We start from the raw sequence: 21,173 nt of genomic DNA, 5'->3' as shown, positions 1-21,173 counted from the left end.
GAGGGAATAACCCATGTTTGTGCGGTTATTTTACACCCTACGTAAATACGGTGTTCCAGTTACAACTCGTGAGCTCATTGATTTAAACCGTGCAGTAAGTGAAGGTTTAGTTTTTGCCGATCAAGAAGAGTTCTATCAACTTGCTAAAACTATTTTAGTTAAAGATGAACGCTTTTTTGACAAGTTTGATCGTGCCATAAAAGACTACTTTGACGGTATCGAAACCTTTGACCTGGATGAGTTACTTAAGCAAGTTCAGAAACTACCAAAAGACTGGTTTGATTTAGAGCTTCTAGAAAAACATTTAACTCCTGAACAAAGAGCAGAACTCCAAAAAGCTGGTTCCTTAGAAGAACTGGTGAAAATGCTGGAAGAGCGGTTACGCGAACAGCATAAGAAACATCAAGGCGGAAACCGCATGGTGGGTACAGGTGGTACTTCACCTTTTGGGGCTTTTGGTGATCATCCTGAGGGAGTGCGGATTGGTGGGCCGGGTCGTAAACGTTCGGCGGTAAAAGTATGGGAACAGCGTAAATATCAAAATCTAGATGACGACCAAGTTCTTGGTACTCGTCAGATGCAAATTGCTTTGCGCCGTTTGCGTAAATTTGCACGTCAAGGTGCAGCTGAAGAGTTGGATGTTGACAGTACAATCCGTGAAACAGCCAAGCAAGGTATTCTTGATGTTCAAATGGTACCAGAGCGTCGAAATCGAATAAAAGTGCTTATGTTGTTCGATGTAGGCGGTTCTATGGACGCTCATATTGCCCAATGCGAGAAACTCTTTAGTGCCGCTAAAACTGAGTTTAAGACACTTGAGTACTTTTATTTTCATAATTGTCTCTATGACTATGTTTGGAAAGATAATCATCGCCGCACAGCTACTCGTATGAATACATGGGATCTATTTCACACTTATGGACGCGACTATCGTGTAATTGTAGTGGGTGATGCCAGTATGGCACCGTATGAGCTAAAATCGGTGGGTGGCTCGGTTGAATATATGAATGATGAGACTGGTGAGGTTTGGTTACGCCGCTTACGTCAACATTTCGATAAAACAGCTTGGTTAAATCCTGAAACTGAAGGGTATTGGCATTACACTCAGACCATTGGCTGGATTAAAGAAATTTTTGAAAATCATATGTATCCAATGACGCTAAAAGGCATTGAAGATATGACTCGCTACCTTTCTCGATAAGCTTAATAACTTTAATAATTTAAAAAGAGAGATGACATGCAACATCAAATTAACGGTATTGCTTTGCCGAATGAACAAGGATTTTTTGGTGAATATGGCGGACAGTTCATTCCTCCACATTTAAAAGAGGCAATGGATGAGATTAATGTTGCTTATGAAGAGATTCGCCATACCCCTGAATTTAAAAATGAATTGGCAGATCTCTTTACGAATTATGTAGGCCGTCCAAGTCCTTTATTTCATGCCAAGCGTCTTTCTGAACAGTTAGGCGGTGCACAAATTTATTTAAAGCGCGAAGACTTAAATCATACGGGTGCACATAAAATCAATCACTGTTTAGGTGAGGCTTTACTTGCCAAGTATATGGGCAAAAAGAAAGTTATTGCTGAAACAGGTGCTGGTCAGCATGGGGTTGCTTTGGCAACAGCTTGCGCCTTAGTGGGGATTCCATGTGAAATTCATATGGGGCAAGTCGATATCGAAAAAGAACATCCAAATGTCGTCAAAATGAAAATTTTGGGTGCTCATTTGGTCGCAGTAACACGTGGTACAGCAACATTAAAAGATGCCGTAGATAGTGCATTTGAAGAATATTTAAAAGACCCCAAAAACTTTATCTATGCGATTGGTTCCGTCGTGGGTCCACATCCATTCCCTAAAATGGTTCGTGATTTTCAATCGATTATTGGTACAGAAATTAAAGAACAAACACATCATCGTTTTGGAAAAAATCCGGATTATGTTGTGGCATGCGTCGGCGGCGGTTCAAATGCAATAGGCGCATTTACGGCATTCTTAAATGATCCCGATGTAAAGCTGGTAGGCGTTGAACCAGCTGGACATGGTTTAGACACCCATATGCATTCAGCAACACTAACCTTAGGTAAGCCAAGTCAAATTCATGGTATGGCCTGTTATGTCCTTGAAAATGAAGATGGTGAACCTTTACCAGTGCATTCTATTGCTTCAGGACTTGACTACCCAGGTGTTGGCCCACAACACAGTTTTTTAAAAGATTTAGGTCGTGTTGAATATAGCACTGCAACTGACCAAGAGTGCTTAGATGCTTTTATGACACTTTCTCGGGTTGAAGGCATTGTTCCTGCTCTTGAAAGCTCACATGCTGTTGCATGGGCAATTCGTGAAGCTCCCCAATTAGCGAAAGAAACCATGATTGTAGTGAATCTATCTGGGCGTGGAGATAAAGACTCTGATTATGTCGCTGAAAAGCTTAAGCTTTAAAACTCATTAAACTTTAGAAGCGGTCCATCATTTAAGGGCCGCTTTTTATTTTGAATATCTAAATTAAAGTTTAATTAAAGTTCATCATTTTATAATTAAAACAAAGTATTCTGAATTTAACGTGTGATTGTTCGAGATAGGCGTGTAAAACTCCGGTTCACAAGGCAAAGCGTTGCTTTGCTGTACCTCACTCAGTAGAATAGTCACTTTGCAAAATTTGCCTTTGGAGACGCCTAAGTGGAGCGACCGACGATTAGCCCTGAAAATTTACAGGAAGCGGCTGAAAATTTATCAACAATTCGAGATTTTATTCGTTTTGGGGTATCAGCATTACGTCAACATGATGCACATTTAGGACAAGGTACTGAAGATTATTTTGCAGAAAGCTCTGCATTAGTTTTACAAACCTTATCTCTTGAATGGTCAGCAGACGCAGAAATTCTAGACGCGAAGTTATTACCAAGTGAAAAAGCAGAATTTTTAAGCTTATTGGAACGCCGTATCAATGACCGTATTCCAACATCTTATTTACTAAATCTTGCTTATTTCTTTAATAAACCATTCTATGTAGATGAGCGTGTATTGATTCCACGTTCACCAATTGCAGAATTAATTGAGCAACGTTTTGCACCATATTGTTTAGATGAAAATGGTCAAATGCGCGAAGCTCTCAATAATTTGCCAGAAAATACAAAGCCTAAAACTCCGCACCGTATTTTAGATATGTGTACAGGTTCTGGATGTATTGCAGTCGCTTTGGCTTATGCTTATCCAGATGCTGAAATAGATGCAACTGACATCTCTAAAGAAGCTTTAGAAGTTGCTTCAATTAATACTGAGCACCACAATAAGCAATATCAAGTTGCATTGCTTGAGTCGGATCTATTCGCCAAGATTCCAGCTGAAAATCAGTATGATTTGATTGTAAGCAATCCACCGTACGTCGATGCTGAAGATATGGCCGACTTACCAGAAGAATTTTTACATGAACCTGAACTTGCATTGGCAGCGGGCCAAGATGGTTTAGACTTAGTTCGTAAAATGCTTGCACAAGCGGCAGATTACTTAACTGAAGATGGCCTCATTGTCATTGAAGTAGGTAATTCTGAATGGTCAATGCGTCAGAACTTTAATACGATTGATTTCAACTGGCTCACTTTCCAAAAAGGTGGTTCAGGTATTTTTGCTTTGACTGCTGAACAATGTCGCCGTTATAGAAAACTATTTGAAGAGCAAATATAAGGAGTTGGGCATATGGCAGGGAATAGTATTGGACAACTCTTTCGTGTAACTACTTGTGGTGAGTCTCATGGCGTTGGCTTAATGGCAATTGTTGACGGTGTGCCACCGGGCCTTGCGTTAACCGAAGAAGATCTACAAAAAGATCTAGACCGTCGTAAGCCAGGTACATCAAAATTTGCGACTCAACGCAAAGAGCCTGATCAAGTTGAAATTATTTCAGGTGTATTTGAAGGTAAAACCACTGGTACACCAATCGGTTTATTGATTCGTAATACTGACCAAAAATCGAAAGATTATGGCAATATTGCCCAAACTTTTAGACCTGGCCATGCCGACTATACATATACGCAAAAATACGGCTTCCGTGACTATCGTGGCGGTGGCCGTTCAAGTGCTCGTGAAACTGCTATGCGTGTTGCAGCAGGTGCAATTGCTAAAAAATATTTAGCAGAAAAATTTGGCGTTTTGATTCGTGGTCATGTTACGCAAATTGGTAATGAAGTTGCCGAAAAACTGGATTGGAATGAAGTTCCGAATAATCCATTTTTCTGTGGTGATGTAGACGCTGTTTCGCGTTTTGAGGCTTTGGTTACTTCTTTACGTGAACAAGGAACGAGCTGCGGTGCAAAACTAGAGATTTTAGCTGAGAAAGTTCCTGTGGGTTGGGGTGAACCTGTTTTTGACCGTTTAGATGCTGACATTGCTCACGCGATGATGAGTATTAATGCGGTTAAAGGTGTTGAAATCGGTGATGGTTTTGCAGTTGCTGGACAGTTTGGTCATGAAACACGTGATGAAATGACCAGTAATGGCTTTTTAGCGAATCATGCAGGTGGTATTTTGGGGGGTATCTCAAGTGGTCAGACCATTCGAGTCGCTATTGCACTAAAACCAACAGCAAGCATTACGACACTAGGTAAAACGATTAATTTAAATCGTGAAGATACAGATGTGTTGACTAAAGGCCGTCATGATCCTTGCGTAGGTGTTCGAGCAACCCCAATTGCTGAAGCAATGTTAGCAATTGTTTTGATGGATCATTTCTTACGCCATCGCGCACAAAATGCAGATGTTATTCCACCATTTGCTCCAATCGAACCATAGTCATAATTTTTGACTAAAATAAGTAAAACCCCATATTTAAATTAAATATGGGGTTTTAAATTTTTATTCCATTAAGTCTGATTAAATTTTAAATTATTTTCTTGTCTTATAATATTTATATAAATATAATATTCTGCGAATTATTTTTGAGTATATTCATCTGTAGAGTTTGGCAATTAAATCTTGTTAATTTTTACTGCAACCGATATTTATCACCGAAAGTTAATTTACTTAAATTGCTTTTATATAAGTTTATTACATATTTAAATTTTTATTACTTTAAACAAAGAATTTTCAAAGTCATCATTGAAATTGGGGAAATATCAATGAATCAGTGTACATATAGAATTGGCTGTATGTCAAAGGATAGGCTATTGCCTAAAAATTTAGAGGCAATGATAAAAGTTATTCATGACTTATCTTTGTCATCTCATCTTGTGGGGAATTGGATATATAGTGAAGATAATCCTGATATACATATTATTGATTTAGATAGTGGTTATACCAATATTCTTATTCCAAAAAAAATTAAGATCGTATTAAGTAATAATCCTGAGCTTTTAAAGGGCTATCAGTATGGTTTGAAGAGACCAATAAGATATCAGGAACTTCTCAATATTTTACAAGATATTGAGAAGAATGAATATTTTAAAACAAGTTATCAAGAACGTATAATAAATAACGAGAATATAGTGTCTAAAGATCATTTAGAGACAAAAATTCTTTATAAGCTTGTCTGTTATCCAAACTTTAAAAACATTCATGCTGAGCAGATTGTTAATGTTACTAGAGTTTGTGCTTTATTATCTATTGAGTCAAAAACAGCTCAAGAAATTAAGAGGTTTTTGAACTTATCTATTGATGAAATACAAAAAATTATAGAAATAATAAAAAAAGAAGCCTATCCAAATTATGAAACAATACATGAGAATATTGTTTCGATTTTACCATTTTCAACTGAAGCTATTTCCACAGTACCGCAAAGAATAGAACAAAATTCACTATTTTATTTTTTAATTAAATTTTGGAAGAGGTTGAAAGGCGAGCTCTAATTAAATGGAATTTTTTCTATATTAGATTATCTGAATCTAGTAATTTTCATTATATAAAAACAGGATGTTGATGTATTGAAAGTTGCTAAATTTATTAAGTTTATATAAGTCATTTTTAACAGATGGTTTAAATTTAAATAAAATAGGTTTTCGTACTTACTGGTTCTAAATTACATTTTAGCTTTGCCACGGATGGAAAAGCTAATTGTTTTTTTAATTGGGAAATGAGCGATAAAAGAAGTTAAGAGAGATAATAATTAGTCAAAAGTCATTTTGAATAGAAGTCTGACTTTTTAAGTTAAATCTACAATTTGTTCTTCGTTTACAGCAATCTTATATTGATTACGCCCATTGGTTTTTGCTTTATACAAAGCATGGTCAGCACGAGCTACAAAAGCAGAAATTGAATCGCTTAGACGTGGAATTGTGGTTGCGACTCCAACACTAATAGTGACTTGTGGTGAAACATCACTACATGGGTGTTTAATTGCAATTTTATCAATAGCATTCATTAAACGTTCAACTTGGATCAAGGCTTGCTGATTATTTGTCATTGGAAATAACAGTAAAAATTCTTCACCACCATAACGAGCAACTAAATCACCACTGCGTGCAGCAATAGAAGAAATAGCAATTGCGATTTCTTTTAAGCATTCATCACCCTTTAGATGTCCTAATGTGTCGTTGTATGCTTTAAAATAGTCGATATCGACCATCATGATGGTAAGGGGCATTTCATGTCGTAAAGCACGGCGCCATTCATTATCAAGTGTTTCATCTAGATAGCGTCGATTGGCTAAACCGGTGAGTGCGTCTTGTTGTGAAAGTAAAGATAATTGCTGTGCTTGCTGCATCAGTTCAATACGATTCAGCTCAATCATGCAGTTTTGTAAATAGTTTTCTCTATGTTGACGGTCAGTTGCATAGGCAAGGGTCATTCCTAAAAAACTACTGAAGGTGTAAGTCCGGTTCAAGAAAGTCCAGTCGATCACCCCATTTAAGTAATTACTTATCAAAATTCCAACAAGCCCGCCCATCCATCCAGCAAATATGGCGGTATAAAAGCGCATACCTACCGCACCATAGATAATCACAATCGCATACATCATCGCTGCATGAAAAAGAACATTATCTTGGCCATTTTCAATTACGTTAATTAAAATAAAAGTGATTGCCACAGCTAAAGCTGAACCGACTCCTACATAATAATCAAAATACTGATTTAATTTTTTAATAAATGATAAAATCCAAGCAATAAGAATGATTATGCCTACCCATGAATAATAGCTAAACCAGGGTAAAACTTGTTCAGTTGGTAAAACTTGATATATACCAAAGCTTAAAAATATATATAATATTAAAATAATAGGCGCTCTAAAGCGAAACTCATTAGCAGCACCGTTTTGGTATTGAAAACGATAAAGCGTTTCGAGCTGTTTAGGAAACCATACGAAGTTTAATCCTCGAGTGGTTAATAAATCTATTTGTTTCTGTCCCAATATATTGGAACCTTGCAACTTCATAATTAGTGCTCTCTATATTGGAAGTTGTCATAAAATGAGACTATTTTAGTAAAGTTCCATCTAAAAATATTGATTATATAATGTGTGATTTATTCAAAATAATAATACAGTTTTTTTAAAAAAGTAATGATTTTTATCTGAGTTAAATGTGATAAAAGTCACGTCATTTCAATGATTAGCGTCGTAATTATCCAAAGATTCACAATCCATCGAAAAAAGTTACAAATGGTCGAATAGCGATTGTAACTTTATCATTTTCGGATAGACTTATACCGTGAAATACAGATGATTGCTGTCATATAAATAGGAAAATTAGCAATGACTGCTCTAAATCAATATGGAATGCATTTAGAAATTACACCGCATAATGGATGGTCACAGCAGTTCTGGGATGACCTGCTACCAGCGAAAGAACGGGTAAGTAAACATCCGTTTTTTTCGGAAATGGCCAATGGGGGATTGAGCCTAGATAGTTTCCGTTATGCTTTACTTAATTTCTATCCGTTAGTAGCGCATTTCCCGTCATATATGGCAGGGGCGTTAGGCAAAGCAACGGGGTTTTCTGAACCTGGCGTTACAGAAGCACGAGATTGGTTAATCCAGAATATTAAGGTAGAAGAGCGACACTTAAAATGGTATCGCGACTGGGCTGGAGGTTTTGGCTTAACTGTTGATGAGCTTGATCATGTACGACCGCCAGCTGCGATGAATGCGGTGAACCATTTCTTATGGAATATGAGTCATCGTGGTAATTTAGCAGAGTGCCTTGCTGCAACAAATCTTGCAATTGAGTGGGCAACTGGGGATTGGTCGATTCAGGTCTATAAGGGTATTCATACTTATACTGATCATCCTGAAGTAACGATTGATAAACGTTCTTTAGCTTGGTTGCGTGCGCATGCTCACTATGATGATCTTCATCCTTATGAAGCCATGGAGCTGATTAAGCGTTTATGTAATGATCGTCCCGACTGGCAGCAAAAAGCATTTCATGCTGCTGAAGAAGGGCTGCGTTATTATGAATTAGCCTTAGATGATTGTTATAGGGTACAGCTTCAAGCCTCTGCTTGATCTTATCTTGAAAAAGGGAGGATATCGTATGGATATTCTCCCTTTTATTTTATTCGAGTAGCTTTAACAGTTTGGTTCGATAAGGCGTATCTTCAGGCAATAATTCAAGCAAACGCTCAACAGCGTCTACACGGTCAGGAACACGGCTTACGACTCGTAATAATTGATCAACATCTTCGATCTGATAAATCACATGACTTAAGCGAGCATCAAAACAATCTCTCCATGCACACAAAAATGGACTTTCTGATTTAGCTAAAAAACTCCCTCTATAGAGAGTAAGAGTTGTTGAAGTGAAACCCAAATTTAATGCTTGCTCCGCCATTAAAAAATCACATTGAATTTCACAGTTAAGTCGGTAAGGACGAGACTCGATCACATCGGGAATTAAGTTTCTGAGTTGAGATAGTTCTGCTTTTAAAGTGGTCGTACTTACAGGCCGATCACCATATAAAGCATAGTGTAATTCTTCAAGATTAATACCTTCAGGGCACAGTGTCAGAATGCAGAGAATCTCAATTTGACGTTGAGTTAAAGTAAGGCTGCGTTGGTTATATTGAACTTTTGGAGTTCCAAAGGCCTTAATATATAAAATATTTTTTTTGTGAAGCTGAATTGCTTGTTTAACAATGTCCGCACATCTCTCAACAGCTAAAATTCCCAATGAGTTATGCTTATGAGATTTTGTAGACAAATTCATAATCCCATAAAATTGGCCTGTGTTTGCATCGGTGATAGGTGCTGCATAGCAGACCCAATCTCTTACACTATTCATTTGGTTTTCGTGTGAATAAACGCAGTTAGCTGAATGAGTATTTAATGCTAAACCAATTGCATTTTGTCCTACTGCCTGAGTAGACCATTGGCCGCCTTCAACAAAATGAACCTGCTCTGCCGAAGAGCGCATTGGATGACTGCTCCATGTCCAAAGTAGAGTGCCATGTGCGTCGGTTACACCAATTGCCATATCGGCATCTTCGGCAATGTGCATTAAGTTTCGGTGACACTCATGAATAGAACGTCCGAATAATGAATGTTCCCATTCTTCGGTTAGGTCAAATATAGGTGCTGCTTCAAGGTCAACTGATGGCTTTTTTCCTAAATATTGAGAATGAGATGACTTTTCTGACCGAAATAAAGACGGCGTAGTATCTATAAAAGGCGATGATAATTGTTCTGACATATCCATATCGAAATTCCTTTATCATTGAAATGGCGTATCCGTAGCCGCTCAACCGTTATAACTTTTTTATTGTGACTATTTCCTCGTTATCTCCTTACCTTAAATACTTTTATAAGTCTTGACCATTAGCCTATTGGATAAATTTTGTTAATTACATGATCCTTAAGATAAGACATCTTTTCGACTAAAAGGTTTTGGTACTTCTTCTCCAAAATATTGTCGGTCAGCAAAGTAGCTTGAACGGACCATAGGGGCACTCCAGATATTTTTAAAACCTAACCGTTTACCATGTCGCGTATATCTTTCAAATTCTTGTAAATTTACAAACCGATGAATAGGTGCATGTGACTTTGAAGGCTGCAAGTACTGTCCAATGGTAATAAGGTCTACCTGATAATCTTTTAAGTCGTTCAGTAGGGCAAGTACTTCTGCTTCAATTTCTCCTAATCCAACCATTAAACCAGATTTGGTTTTGATATCGGGACAATATGCTTTAAAGCGTTTTAGTAGTTCCAATGAGTGCTGATAGTCTGAGCCTGGACGCATTGCTTTATATAAACGCGGAACAGTTTCAATATTATGATTAAACACATCGGGAGGAGATAAGCTCAAAGTTGAAAGAGCAGTCTCCAAACGACCGCGAAAATCGGGTACCAAAATTTCAATCAAAGTTTCTGGGCAGCGTTTTCTGATCTCTTCAATGCACTTTACAAAATGTGCAGCGCCACCATCGTGTAGATCATCACGGTCTACAGAGGTAATCACTACATATTTTAAGTTTAGGTTTGCGACCGTTTCTGCCAAATGTTTAGGTTCATCTTCGTCTAGGGGTTTTGGGCGACCATGCGCTACATCGCAGAATGGACAACGTCTGGTGCAGATATCACCCATAATCATAAAGGTTGCTGTACCTCCACCAAAACATTCCGGTAAATTTGGACATGCCGCTTCTTCGCAAACGCTATGTAACTTTTGCTGACGCAAAAGGTTTTTTATACGTTTAATTTCTTCAAAATCTGTAATTTTTGCTCTAATCCACTCAGGTTTAGTTGGCAACTCTTCTGTTGGTAAAACCTTAATTGGAATACGGGCGACTTTATCAGCTCCCCGTAATTTAATACCAGTTTCAACTTGTCTTGTAAAATCCATATTAATAATTCCATTTTATTTAAAACTTACTTAAACTCCTGCCTATTTAATTTAAAGACTAATTTAAATTTCCTTAATAAGTCACAATTAATTATAAACACAGGGTGTGGCGAGTATTATAAAATAACAAAGGTTGGTTAAAGGTTTGTTTTACAAGCCAATGAAAATTATAAAATTTTTTTACATTTATTTTGGTTTGTTAAGTTTTTGAAATTAATAATTTAATTGAAAATATTTTAAATAAAAACTTTTTAGTCTAATAGATCAATTATTGAATTTAAGTTTAAGTATTTATAGCGAACTAGCATTTTCGCTTGAAACTTGGTTGATTTTTAAAATCAAGATAATAAAGGAAAAGGATATGCAATTAACGGAAGAGCAATTACTCGCAGCATATAAAAGCATGCGTGATATTCGTGAATTTGAAGATCGACTTCACGAAGAAAATACCAATGGTGATATTCCCGGCTTCATTCACTTATATAGTGGTGAAGAGGCTGTAGCAGTCGGTATTTGTGAGAATTTAACAGATAAAGACTACATCACTTCAACCCATCGTGGCCATGGACACTGTATTGCAAAAGGCTGTGACATTCACGGCATGATGCTGGAAATTTTCGGTAAAGATGATGGGCTGTGCCGAGGAAAAGGCGGTTCTATGCATATTGCCGATTTAGACAAAGGCATGCTTGGTGCCAACGGGATTGTGGGTGGTGGACCTCCTTTGGCAATTGGTGCTGCGCTAACAGCTAAAACCTTAAAGACAGGCGGTGTGGGGCTTTCTTTTACAGGTGATGGCGGTTCAAATCAGGGGCTTACCTTTGAAGCGATGAACATGGCTGTCGTACTTAAACTTCCTGTGATTTTTGTCTTTGAGAATAACGGGTTTGGTGAGGGTACAGGTCATGACTACGCGGTAGGAAGTAAAGACATTGCTGGGCGTGCAGCAGGTTTTGGTTTGCCAGCAGTTAAAGTCGATGGTACTGATTTCTTTGCGGTATATGAAGCGGCTCAAACTGCCATTGAACGTGCACGCCGTGGTGAAGGTCCGAGTGTCATTGAAACCATTACTAACCGTTTTTATGGACATTTTGAAGGTGACCCAGGGCTCATTCGCTCAAAAGAGGAAGTCGACTTTGTTAAAGAAAATAAAGACCCTTTGAAAATTTTCCGAGAAAAAGTTAAAGGCAAAATTGATGAAGCTAAATTAGACGAGATTGATGCAGTGTCTAAGGCAAACGTTGATGATGCAGTTGCTAAAGCTCGTGCTGCGGCATATCCAAAACCAGAACAACTCCTTACCGACGTCTATGTCTCTTACTAAAGGAATAGTAAAGATGCCAAATAAAAGTTTTCGTAACGCAATTAAAGAAGCTATTGAATCAGAAATGCGCCGTGACCCAACTGTTTTTGTTGTTGGCGAAGATGTGCGCGGTGGACATGGCGGTAAAAATACCGAAGATAACCAGCTTGAAGGTTTCGGTGGTGTGCTGGGTGTAACTAAAGGTTTGTGGACAGAATTTGGTTCGGAACGTGTTATTGATACACCAATTACTGAATCTGCAATTATTGGTATGGCGGCTGGGGCTGCTGCAACTGGTTTACGTCCTGTTGCCGATCTAATGTTTATGGATTTCTATGGTGTGTGTCATGACATGCTCTATAACCAAGCCGCTAAATTCCGTTATATGTTTGGTGGAAAAGCAAAAGCACCGATGGTTGTACGCGGTATGATTGGAGCGGGCTTTTCTGCAGCAGCTCAACATTCTCAGTCACCATATAACGTATTTGCCGCTGTTCCAGGCTTAAAAGTTGTGGTTCCATCTAGTCCATACGACGTGAAAGGACTTTTAATTCAAGCAATTCGAGATGATGATCCTGTCGTGTTCTGTGAGCACAAAATGCTCTATGACATTAAAGGTGACGTTCCTGATGAAGCCTATACCATTCCTTTTGGGGTAGCAAATTACACCCGTGAAGGTACAGACGTGACCATTATTGCTTTAGGTTTGATAGTCCATCGCGCTAATGAAGTAGCAGATAAGCTAGCAAAAGATGGTATTTCGGTTGAAGTAGTAGACCCTCGAACAATTTCGCCTCTTGATGAAGAAGGAATTTTAGAGTCTGTGGCATCGACAGGGCGTGTTGTGATTGTGGATGAGTCAGCGGCGCGCTGTGGTTTTGGTCATGATGTTGCGGCACTGATTGCACAGAAAGGTTTCCATTATTTAAAAGCCCCTATTGAACTCGTAACGCCACCACATACACCTGTTCCATTCTCACCAGTTTTAGAAAAAGAATGGATTCCAAGTGTAGAGCGTATTGAGCAAGCTGTGCGAAAAACATTGGAGGCTTAGGATGAGCGAAATTAAAACGCTGGAGATCCCGAAATGGGGATTATCCATGGAAGAAGGCACGATTGCCCAATGGTTGATTAAAGAAGGTGACAGCTTTAATAAAGGCGATGAAATTTGTGAAATTGAAACCACAAAAATCGTCAATGTATTAGAAGCACCTTTTGCGGGAACACTGCGTAAAATCTTAGCAAAAGACGGTGATACTTTACCTGTAGGTGGTCTTATTGCTGTGTGTGCTGAAAGCCAAGTTTCTGATGCAGAAATTGAGAAGTTTATTGCATCACTAGGTGGTTCAGCAGCTAAGGCCCCTGAAGCATCTCCTGAACAAAGTAAAGCGGAAATATCTGCACCTGTTGCTGAAAAAGCGGAACAACTAAAGACTGTAGCAACAAGTACTTCAGCTCCTGTAAAAGCAGCTAAAGGTGACTATGATGTACCAGAGTCATTACAAGGCTATCAAGCATCTGATGAGTTGTTTACAACACCGCATGCTTTAAAGCTTGCTGAAAAGCACAATGTGAACTTAGCGAAAGTCACAGGTTCTGGTCGTGAAGGCCGTATTAGCGTTCAAGACATCCAAAAGGCTGTGCAAGCTGCTGGAGGTCAGTGGCCTGATGTTAAACAGCAGCATCAAGCTAAAGTAGTTAAATCTACGGCCGATGATAGCCAAGTTTTAGCAACACCTGTTGCACGCCGTTTAGCAAAGCAATGGGGCATTAACTTAAATGACTGCCGTGTTTCAGGTACTCGTGGCCGCGTTTGCAAAGAAGATGTTGAAGCGGTTTACAACCGTAATAACCCAACGGCGGGAAGTGAACAGTCTACTCAATGTGCTGCTACTCAACCACAATCGACAATTACCACTGTCGCGATGAATGGTATGCGTAAAGCGATTGCTTCACGGTTACAGGCTGCAAAACGTAATGCGCCACATTTCCGTCTTGTAGTCGATCTAAACGTTGAAGCACTTCAAAATTTACGTAAGCAGATTAATGAGAGTGTTCCACATGTGAAACTTTCTATTAATGACATGCTGATTAAAGCCGCGGCAGCAGCACTCATTAAAGTACCTGAAGTAAATGTTCAGTTTGATGAAGCCACACAGTCGATTCTGCAATTTTCTCAAGCCGATATTTCGGTGGCTGTGGCGATTCCAAACGGTTTAATTACACCAATTGTGAAAGCCGCCAATCAGAAGTCTTTAGCACAGATTTCCGATGACATGCGTGATTTGGCAACGCGTGCCAAGACTGGAAAGTTACAACCTGACGAGTTTCAGGGAGGCAGCTTTAGCATTTCAAATTTAGGAATGTTAGGTATTAAACAGTTCGATGCCATCATTAACCCACCACAAGGTGCAATTATGGCATTGGGTGCTTCAGAGCCACGTGCTGTCGTTGAAAATGGAAATGTCGTGGTTCGTGAGATTGTTACAGCGACGTTGTCATGCGATCACCGAGTCATTGATGGTGCAGTTGGAGCGAAATTCTTGGCCAGCTTTAAGCAGTTTGTTGAAAACCCAGCTTTAATTTTGGTGTAGGAGAACCCGCATGTCAGAAGCTCAATTTGATTTAATTGTGATTGGTGCGGGACCGGGTGGATATGTGGCTGCAATTCGTGCAGCCCAGCTCGGGTTAAAAACCGCAATTGTAGAAGAACAGCATTTGGGTGGAATATGCCTGAATTGGGGGTGTATTCCAACCAAAGCTCTATTGGCTGGGGCAGAGTTGGCAACTCAATTTAAAAATGCTGCGCAGTTTGGCTTTCAGGTATCTCAACTCGATTTTGATATTCAAAAGCTTGTGCAGCATAGCCGTCAAGTTTCCGCACAGTTGGTACAAGGCATTAATTACTTGCTTAAAAAGAATCAGGTGACTGTTTTTAATGGTCGTGCTCAACTTACGGCTAAAGAAAAAATTGAAGTTACAGATGCTCAAGGTAAAAGTCAGGCTTTAAGTGCAACACATATTATTTTGGCAACTGGTGCTAAAGCCCGACATATTCCTCAACTTCCTGTCGATGGAACATATGTCTGGAGCTATAAAGAAGCACTTATTCCAGAGGAGGTGCCAAAAAGCTTACTCGTTGTGGGTTCGGGTGCAATTGGTAGTGAGTTTGCCAGCCTCTATCAGGACTTGGGGTGTCAGGTCACACTTATTGATTTGGCTAAACAAATTTTACCGACCGAAGATGCGGAAGTTGCTCAATTTGTCAGAAAACAATTTGAACAAAAAGGAATGAAGGTTTTAACCGATGCTGTCGTTCAAAGTATTCAAATTGAAAATGGACAAGTTCACTGTGTGATTGAAACGGCAAATGACGTTCAAACAGTCGTTTTTGACCGTGTCCTTTCAGCAATTGGTGTACAGCCTAATACCACGGGACTAGGACTGGAGCGTTTGGGTGTAGAACTGAATCCACAAGGTTTTGTGGCAATTGACGACTATTGTAAAACCAGCGTAGCAGGGCTTTATGCCATTGGTGATGTTGCTGGAGCACCATGTCTTGCACATAAAGCAAGTCATGAAGCCATGATATGTGTCGAGAAAATTGCTGGCGTGGCAAACGTACATTCACTCGACCGTAGCCAAATTCCGGGTTGCATTTTTACTCATCCACAAGTGGCGAGTATTGGTCTGACTGAAAGTGCAGCAAAAGCTCAGAACTTACCTGTACGAATCGGCAAGTTTTCTTTAACTGCGAATGGCAAAGCTTTAGCAATTGGAGATGCGTCAGGTTTCGTTAAAACTGTCATACATGCAGAGACTGGCGAGCTACTTGGTGCACACATGGTAGGCCATGAAGTGACCGAACATATTCAAGGCTTTGCAATTGCTAAATATCTAGAAGCGACTGATGAAAGTCTAGCTCAAGTCATTTTCCCACATCCAACTTTATCAGAAGCCATGCATGAATCCATTTTGGCTTCAATGCAACGAGCGATTCATATGTAGTGATTCTGCATTTACAGGAGTTGAAAAAATGGTTAAAGGATTAAGAAATAAAGTCGCGTTAGTGACAGGGGCAGCTCAAGGCATTGGCCGTGGGATTGCCCTACGTTTGGCGCAAGAGGGTGTACACATTGCATTGGTCGATATGAAACAAGATCGACTCAATGCTGTACAGCAAGAGATTCAAGCTCTAGGCGTAAATGCCAGTACGTTTATTGCCGATGTCAGTGATCGCGAGCAAGTTCATGCTGCTATAAATTATGCTGAACAGAGTCTTGGTGGATTTGATGTCATGATTAATAATGCTGGAATTGCTCAGGTTCAGGCTATTGCAGATACAACACCAGATGATTTTCACAAAATCGTTGATATTAATATTGGTGGTGTGCTGTGGGGCATACAGGCTGCTGCTGCAAAATTTAAGCAACGCCAACATAAAGGCAAAATCATTAATGCTTGCTCAATTGCAGGTCACGATGGGTTTGCTCTGTTGGGTGTTTATTCTGCTACTAAGTTTGCAGTGCGTGCGCTTACCCAAGCTGCCGCAAAAGAATATGCCAGTCATGGTATTACGGTAAACGGATATTGTCCCGGAATTGTTGGAACCGACATGTGGGTTGAAATCGATAAACGGTTTTCTGAAATTACCGGTGCGGCTATAGGTGAGACCTATAAAAAATATGTAGAAGGAATTGCTCTGGGAAGGGCCCAAACACCAGAGGATGTCGCTGCATTAGTTGCTTTTCTGGCAAGTGAAGATTCAGATTACATTACGGGTCAATCGATTTTAACGGACGGCGGAATTGTCTATCGTTAAAACAACATCCTGATTTGAGGGAGATAATAATGAAAGCAGCGCGTTTTTATGACAGAGGCGATATCCGTATTGAAGATATCCCAGAACCAGAAGTCACTCCCGGTACTGTAGGCATTAAGGTTGCTTGGTGTGGAATTTGTGGTACAGATTTGCATGAATTTATGGAAGGACCGATTTTTATTCCACCGTGTGGACATCCTCATCCTATTTCAGGCGAATCTGCTCCAATCACCATGGGACATGAGTTTTCTGGTGTAGTCTATGCCGTAGGTGAAGGTGTTGATGATATTGAAGTCGGTCAACATGTGGTCGTAGAGCCTTATATTGTGGCGGATGATGTACCGACTGGGCCAGGAGATAATTATCATCTTTCCAAAAATATGAATTTTATTGGTTTAGGTGGTCGTGGCGGCGGTCTATCGGAAAAAATTGCGGTTAAACGCCGTTGGGTACACCCAATTTCAAATAAAATTCCGCTGGATCAGGCTGCATTAATTGAACCGTTATCGGTTGGTCATCATGCTTATGTCCGCAGTGGCGCGAAGGCTGGTGATATTGCTCTGGTTGGTGGTGCGGGCCCAATTGGTTTACTGCTTTCGGCAATTTTAAAAGCGAAAGGTCTTAAAGTCATCATTACCGAGTTGAGTGCAAAACGTAAGGAAAAAGCCAAAGAGTCGGGAGTTGCAGATTATATTTTAGACCCATCTGAAGTTGATGTGGTTTCTGAGATCATGAAAATCACCAATGGTGATGGCGTTGATGTTGCGTTTGAATGTAGTAGCGTGAACACAGTTTTAGATACTTTGGTTGCGGCAGTGAAACCAACAGGCGTTATTGTTATTGTTTCGATCTGGAGCCATCCAGCATCAATTAATGTGCATAGTGTGGTGATGAAAGAGCTGGATGTGCGAGGTACAATTGCCTACGTCAATGACCATCAGGAAACCATTAAGCTGGTCGAGGAGGGTAAAATAAATCTGGAACCTTTTATTACCCAGCGTATTCAACTTGATGATTTGATTTCACAAGGTTTTGAAACCTTAATTCATAACAATGAGTCCGCCGTTAAGATTATCGTACAGCCATAAGTAGACATCTAAACCAATAAAAAAGAGCGATAATTCGCTCTTTTTTATTAAAGTAAATTGTTATTTTGGGCTTCAATAATAGGGGGTAATGGTTGTCCTAAAGAGCTTAAAGACTCTCGTTCAATTAAACGTACAATAGAATCAAGAGGTAAATCATTTTCTTGCAAACCAAAAGGTTCTTCAATTTGGGCACTTAAGGCATCTAGCCCTAAAAACATATAAGCAATTAAGCCCACAATAAGTGGTGTCCAAATACCTAAAGCTGCTTCAAGACTAAACGGTAATATGAAACAGAAACAATAAACAGCGCGATGTAAAAGTACTGAATATGAATAGGGTAAAGGTGTACCAGCAATTCGGTCACAACCTGCTTGAATATTACCTAGCTCAACAATATGACGCGTTAATGTGCTGTAGATAATGTCACTAATTTCGCCATCTTTTAAAGCTTTGACTAAATCTTTTTGAATATTTTCGAGTACAAACTGAGGCGCATTAATATGCTCATTTAAATAATCAAGTGAAGAGTTATTTAAATAGGCATGTTCAAGAAATTTCGTTGGCTCTGCTGTTTGTTGGCGCAAACGGTCACGCAATAAATTACTAAAAATTAAGACTTGATGAATTAAATTTTCACGTTGTTCATTGGACAGAACATGACTATCTCTGACAATATGCCTTGCATTTGCAATTAAAGCTCCCCAAAGTTTGCGTCCTTCCCACCAACGGTCATAACAGGCGTTATTTCTAAAACCGGTACAAATTGAAAGAATCACACCAAAGATGGTAAATCCAATTGCGGGAACGGTAGGAATTTGAATCCAATGATAATAAGAAAGCCAGACTACGCATGCTGAAATAAGAACAACAAAAATTAGCGCAGGTAAAACCTTGGGTAGAACTGTTCCTTTCCATGCAAATAAGAGTTTAAAAACGCTGCTTTTATCGCGAACAATCATAGAAAGCCTTTGAACTAACGGACCTAACCAAGTGCAGTATGATACGCCTTAGATCAGATAAATACCTACCTAAAGCTTATGTTTTTGTCTATATCGCCAAAGCGTAGTGCGGCTAATTCCAAAAATGTTAGCCACCATATTCAGGTTGTGGTTGTATTTTTCTAAAGCTGCTTGCACATTTTCTGGACTAAGCTCTGTATTTGACTCTGGTAATTTAACGTAATCCTCAGCATTTAAGAGTTCATTCGGTAAGTCTTCGACTTCAATTTCGTCCTTACCATTTGCCATAGTTAAAGCATAAAGCAAGGTGTTTTTAAGCTCACGAACATTCCCCAGCCAATCATAATTCAGTAAAACCTGCATGGCTTTTTGATTGACTTGACGAGGCATTGTGTCGAGTTGAGTTGAATTTTCTTTTAAAATCTGATCGACAATGAGTGGAATATCAACTTTACGTTCTCTAAGAGGCGGTATAAAAATTGGAATCACGCGTAAACGGTAGAGTAGATCGTGACGGAAACGCCCAGCCTTAGCTTCCTCACGTAAAGCTTTGTGTGTTGCTGTAATAATACGGACATTGGCCTGAATAGGTTTTTCACCACCGACTGGGGTAAATTCACCAGTTTCTAAAACCCGCAATAATTTAGCCTGAAGTTCTAAAGGAATCTCGGCAATTTCATCTAGAAACAGAGTTCCACCTGCGGCACGTTCAAACACGCCTTTATGGTCGCGAATTGCTCCAGTAAAAGCGCCTTTAACATGCCCAAATAGTTCGCTTTCTAAAATATTGGCATTTAGAGCAGCACAGTTAATGGCAACAAAGATCTTATTTTTACGTTGGCTATAATCATGAATAGCCTTTGCCACCAGTTCTTTACCACTACCAGATTCGCCGCGTACGAGTACTGGAAACTCAGTAATTGCCACTCTTTGAATAATTGAAAACATGCGGGCCATTTCTGGTGAGCAACTATTAAAAACCTTGGCTAAGTCTTGTAACTGCTCTGTTAGTTGCACTTGATCAGCAATATCATCTTCTGTGCCAACTGGCTGTAAAATATGTAGCTTCCCAATAAAATGGTTTTCGCTAATATAAATGTCATGTTCTTGATAGATAAATCGCTTTTTAATTTTATGCGTATTAATTTCAAGATATTGGTTGTGATGATCTTGAACCAGAGCCGCCATGCTCTCAACGGAAATGTCATCTGTATTAAATTTATAGTGAATTGCTTGAGTCGTTATATCTGCTAAAAACAAACTGGCACGTGGGAATAAAGCCTTTAATTGCTCAAATAGAATAAAAAAATCTTGTTCTGACTCAAAATTTAACTTTGCCATTGTTTGTGTTTCACCAGCGTTTCATTGAAACATACTTGAGTTTTGTTGAAACATCAAGTGGCGTTTATTTTCTCAAGTCAAATTTAATAATTAATTTAAATATTTGATTTTTATATTTATTATCTAAATTAAAATAATTGGCATCTTATTTGCAAAATATAGGAAAGAAATAAATTATTGGGGGTATAAATCATGTTCTTTAAACAGTTTTTTGAACAAGAAAGTTCGACTTATACTTATATGCTTGCATGTGAAGAAACATTAGAAGCCGTTTTTATTGACCCAGTCGCATCAGATATAGAGCTTTATACAAAAGAATTAGAACAGCATCAATTTAAGCTCGTCTATACCTTAGACACCCATGTACATGCAGATCATATTACTGCTGCGAATTTACTTCGTGAACGCTTTCATTGCAAATCAGTTTTACACCGAAATTCAGGTGTAAATTGTGGAGATATTTTAATCACAGATGGTTGCATGCTTAAAGTTGGCAACCTCAGTATTGAAGCGCGCTATACACCAGGTCATACCAATGCTTGTACGAGTTATCTAGTTGGAAACATGGTTTTCACTGGCGATGCATTATTAATTGATGGTTGTGGTCGAACTGACTTCCAAGCGGGTAATGCTGGAACGCTCTATGACAGTATTCATAAACAACTTTTCAGTTTGCCTGACCATACAATTGTTTATCCGGGACATGATTACAAAGGTCGTCTGTCTTCAACCATTGGAAATGAACGTTTATATAACTCACGATTAGGCCAAAAACGCTCCCGTGAAGATTTTATTAAATTAATGAATGATTTAAATCTGCCATATCCAAAACAGATCGATAAAGCATTACCAGCTAATCAAGCCTGTGGCTCAACTTCGCAATCTTAGGGTGG

Annotated in this window: 18 protein-coding genes; 13 read left to right on the top strand and 5 right to left on the bottom strand. The window is 39.1% G+C overall.

The genetic code is table 11. The features are described 5' to 3' along the window. Positions 1 to 13: 13 nt before the first annotated feature. The 5 genes from ACB088_RS07265 to ACB088_RS07245 all read left to right on the top strand — a co-directional run bounded on the left by ACB088_RS07265 (position 14) and on the right by ACB088_RS07245 (position 5,841). Positions 14 to 1,201 carry a VWA domain-containing protein gene (locus ACB088_RS07265; RefSeq protein WP_375038491.1) on the top strand — a complete coding sequence of 396 codons (1,188 nt, stop codon included), beginning with the start codon at positions 14 to 16 and terminating at the stop codon, positions 1,199 to 1,201. Between the two features lie 36 nt (positions 1,202 to 1,237). After that, the gene (gene trpB / locus ACB088_RS07260) at positions 1,238 to 2,443 is read left to right on the top strand and encodes a tryptophan synthase subunit beta (protein ID WP_199990565.1); all 1,206 of its coding nucleotides are present in this window, start codon (positions 1,238 to 1,240) and stop codon (positions 2,441 to 2,443) included. Between the two features lie 237 nt (positions 2,444 to 2,680). Further along, positions 2,681 to 3,685: a 50S ribosomal protein L3 N(5)-glutamine methyltransferase gene (gene prmB, locus ACB088_RS07255; RefSeq protein ID WP_199990564.1), complete on the top strand. Its 1,005-nt coding sequence runs from the start codon at positions 2,681 to 2,683 to the stop codon at positions 3,683 to 3,685. Between the two features lie 12 nt (positions 3,686 to 3,697). Then, positions 3,698 to 4,789, top strand: a complete 1,092-nt coding sequence (gene aroC, locus ACB088_RS07250) for a chorismate synthase (protein ID WP_004642724.1) — start codon at positions 3,698 to 3,700, stop codon at positions 4,787 to 4,789. A 326-nt stretch (positions 4,790 to 5,115) separates the two neighbouring features. Further along, positions 5,116 to 5,841, top strand: a complete 726-nt coding sequence (locus tag ACB088_RS07245; protein ID WP_375038490.1) for a hypothetical protein — start codon at positions 5,116 to 5,118, stop codon at positions 5,839 to 5,841. 293 nt (positions 5,842 to 6,134) lie between these two features. On the opposite strand, the gene ACB088_RS07240 is transcribed toward ACB088_RS07245, so the two are convergent. Further along, a complete protein-coding gene (locus ACB088_RS07240; RefSeq protein ID WP_209733508.1) occupies positions 6,135 to 7,364 on the bottom strand; it encodes a GGDEF domain-containing protein in 1,230 nt (409 codons plus the stop codon). A gap of 318 nt (positions 7,365 to 7,682) precedes the next feature. Between ACB088_RS07240 and ACB088_RS07235 the strand changes: the two genes are divergently transcribed. Further along, complete coding sequence (locus ACB088_RS07235; RefSeq protein ID WP_375038489.1) at positions 7,683 to 8,435, top strand: TenA family transcriptional regulator; 753 nt, start codon at positions 7,683 to 7,685, stop codon at positions 8,433 to 8,435. A gap of 49 nt (positions 8,436 to 8,484) precedes the next feature. On the opposite strand, the gene ACB088_RS07230 is transcribed toward ACB088_RS07235, so the two are convergent. Together ACB088_RS07230 and lipA are read right to left on the bottom strand one after the other, a co-directional pair. After that, positions 8,485 to 9,624 carry a transcriptional regulator gene (locus ACB088_RS07230; RefSeq protein WP_375038488.1) on the bottom strand — a complete coding sequence of 380 codons (1,140 nt, stop codon included), beginning with the start codon at positions 9,622 to 9,624 and terminating at the stop codon, positions 8,485 to 8,487. 156 nt (positions 9,625 to 9,780) lie between these two features. Further along, on the bottom strand, positions 9,781 to 10,767 hold the full coding sequence (gene lipA, locus ACB088_RS07225; RefSeq protein ID WP_375038487.1) for a lipoyl synthase: 987 nt from the start codon (positions 10,765 to 10,767) through the stop codon (positions 9,781 to 9,783). 361 nt (positions 10,768 to 11,128) lie between these two features. Between lipA and ACB088_RS07220 the strand changes: the two genes are divergently transcribed. From ACB088_RS07220 to ACB088_RS07195, 6 genes are read left to right on the top strand one after another with little or no spacing between them, the layout of a single operon-like run. Further along, positions 11,129 to 12,091, top strand: a complete 963-nt coding sequence (locus ACB088_RS07220; RefSeq protein WP_004642729.1) for a thiamine pyrophosphate-dependent dehydrogenase E1 component subunit alpha — start codon at positions 11,129 to 11,131, stop codon at positions 12,089 to 12,091. 13 nt (positions 12,092 to 12,104) lie between these two features. After that, complete coding sequence (locus tag ACB088_RS07215) at positions 12,105 to 13,124, top strand: alpha-ketoacid dehydrogenase subunit beta (RefSeq protein ID WP_375038486.1); 1,020 nt, start codon at positions 12,105 to 12,107, stop codon at positions 13,122 to 13,124. Position 13,125: 1 nt separating this feature from the next. Next, complete coding sequence (locus ACB088_RS07210; protein WP_375038485.1) at positions 13,126 to 14,664, top strand: 2-oxo acid dehydrogenase subunit E2; 1,539 nt, start codon at positions 13,126 to 13,128, stop codon at positions 14,662 to 14,664. A gap of 10 nt (positions 14,665 to 14,674) precedes the next feature. Then, on the top strand, positions 14,675 to 16,078 hold the full coding sequence (gene lpdA / locus ACB088_RS07205) for a dihydrolipoyl dehydrogenase (protein WP_375038484.1): 1,404 nt from the start codon (positions 14,675 to 14,677) through the stop codon (positions 16,076 to 16,078). Between the two features lie 28 nt (positions 16,079 to 16,106). After that, positions 16,107 to 16,892, top strand: a complete 786-nt coding sequence (locus tag ACB088_RS07200) for an acetoin reductase (RefSeq protein WP_375038483.1) — start codon at positions 16,107 to 16,109, stop codon at positions 16,890 to 16,892. Between the two features lie 29 nt (positions 16,893 to 16,921). After that, positions 16,922 to 17,980 carry a 2,3-butanediol dehydrogenase gene (locus ACB088_RS07195; RefSeq protein ID WP_375038482.1) on the top strand — a complete coding sequence of 353 codons (1,059 nt, stop codon included), beginning with the start codon at positions 16,922 to 16,924 and terminating at the stop codon, positions 17,978 to 17,980. Positions 17,981 to 18,027: 47 nt separating this feature from the next. Here ACB088_RS07195 and ACB088_RS07190 read toward each other — a convergent pair whose 3' ends face one another. Next, complete coding sequence (locus ACB088_RS07190; RefSeq protein WP_092705672.1) at positions 18,028 to 18,939, bottom strand: bestrophin family protein; 912 nt, start codon at positions 18,937 to 18,939, stop codon at positions 18,028 to 18,030. 69 nt (positions 18,940 to 19,008) lie between these two features. Continuing rightward, the gene (locus ACB088_RS07185) at positions 19,009 to 20,280 is read right to left on the bottom strand and encodes a sigma-54 interaction domain-containing protein (protein WP_375038481.1); all 1,272 of its coding nucleotides are present in this window, start codon (positions 20,278 to 20,280) and stop codon (positions 19,009 to 19,011) included. Between the two features lie 192 nt (positions 20,281 to 20,472). On the opposite strand from ACB088_RS07185, the gene ACB088_RS07180 reads away from it, so the two are divergent. Next, positions 20,473 to 21,168 (top strand): MBL fold metallo-hydrolase, encoded by a 696-nt coding sequence (locus ACB088_RS07180; protein WP_375038480.1) that lies wholly within the window; start codon positions 20,473 to 20,475, stop codon positions 21,166 to 21,168. Positions 21,169 to 21,173: the final 5 nt, after the last annotated feature.

It is taken from the genome of Acinetobacter sp. RW6 (assembly GCF_041956835.1).
Lineage (GTDB): Bacteria > Pseudomonadota > Gammaproteobacteria > Pseudomonadales > Moraxellaceae > Acinetobacter > Acinetobacter calcoaceticus.
The sequence above is the reverse complement of the archived record's forward strand: the minus strand, read 5'-3'. Positions and strand labels throughout refer to the sequence as shown.

What these genes read in the sequence shown, in the direction of transcription:
- ACB088_RS07265 (WP_375038491.1), top strand. Translation starts at nt 14, where the DNA reads ATGTTTGTGCGGTTATTTTACACCCTACGTAAATACGGTGTTCCAGTT.
- trpB (WP_199990565.1), top strand. Translation starts at nt 1,238, where the DNA reads ATGCAACATCAAATTAACGGTATTGCTTTGCCGAATGAACAAGGATTT.
- aroC (WP_004642724.1), top strand. Translation starts at nt 3,698, where the DNA reads ATGGCAGGGAATAGTATTGGACAACTCTTTCGTGTAACTACTTGTGGT.
- ACB088_RS07245 (WP_375038490.1), top strand. Translation starts at nt 5,116, where the DNA reads ATGAATCAGTGTACATATAGAATTGGCTGTATGTCAAAGGATAGGCTA.
- ACB088_RS07240 (WP_209733508.1), bottom strand. Translation starts at nt 7,364, where the DNA reads ATGAAGTTGCAAGGTTCCAATATATTGGGACAGAAACAAATAGATTTA.
- ACB088_RS07235 (WP_375038489.1), top strand. Translation starts at nt 7,683, where the DNA reads ATGACTGCTCTAAATCAATATGGAATGCATTTAGAAATTACACCGCAT.
- ACB088_RS07230 (WP_375038488.1), bottom strand. Translation starts at nt 9,624, where the DNA reads ATGGATATGTCAGAACAATTATCATCGCCTTTTATAGATACTACGCCG.
- lipA (WP_375038487.1), bottom strand. Translation starts at nt 10,767, where the DNA reads ATGGATTTTACAAGACAAGTTGAAACTGGTATTAAATTACGGGGAGCT.
- ACB088_RS07220 (WP_004642729.1), top strand. Translation starts at nt 11,129, where the DNA reads ATGCAATTAACGGAAGAGCAATTACTCGCAGCATATAAAAGCATGCGT.
- ACB088_RS07215 (WP_375038486.1), top strand. Translation starts at nt 12,105, where the DNA reads ATGCCAAATAAAAGTTTTCGTAACGCAATTAAAGAAGCTATTGAATCA.
- ACB088_RS07210 (WP_375038485.1), top strand. Translation starts at nt 13,126, where the DNA reads ATGAGCGAAATTAAAACGCTGGAGATCCCGAAATGGGGATTATCCATG.
- lpdA (WP_375038484.1), top strand. Translation starts at nt 14,675, where the DNA reads ATGTCAGAAGCTCAATTTGATTTAATTGTGATTGGTGCGGGACCGGGT.
- ACB088_RS07200 (WP_375038483.1), top strand. Translation starts at nt 16,107, where the DNA reads ATGGTTAAAGGATTAAGAAATAAAGTCGCGTTAGTGACAGGGGCAGCT.
- ACB088_RS07195 (WP_375038482.1), top strand. Translation starts at nt 16,922, where the DNA reads ATGAAAGCAGCGCGTTTTTATGACAGAGGCGATATCCGTATTGAAGAT.
- ACB088_RS07190 (WP_092705672.1), bottom strand. Translation starts at nt 18,939, where the DNA reads ATGATTGTTCGCGATAAAAGCAGCGTTTTTAAACTCTTATTTGCATGG.
- ACB088_RS07185 (WP_375038481.1), bottom strand. Translation starts at nt 20,280, where the DNA reads ATGGCAAAGTTAAATTTTGAGTCAGAACAAGATTTTTTTATTCTATTT.
- ACB088_RS07180 (WP_375038480.1), top strand. Translation starts at nt 20,473, where the DNA reads ATGTTCTTTAAACAGTTTTTTGAACAAGAAAGTTCGACTTATACTTAT.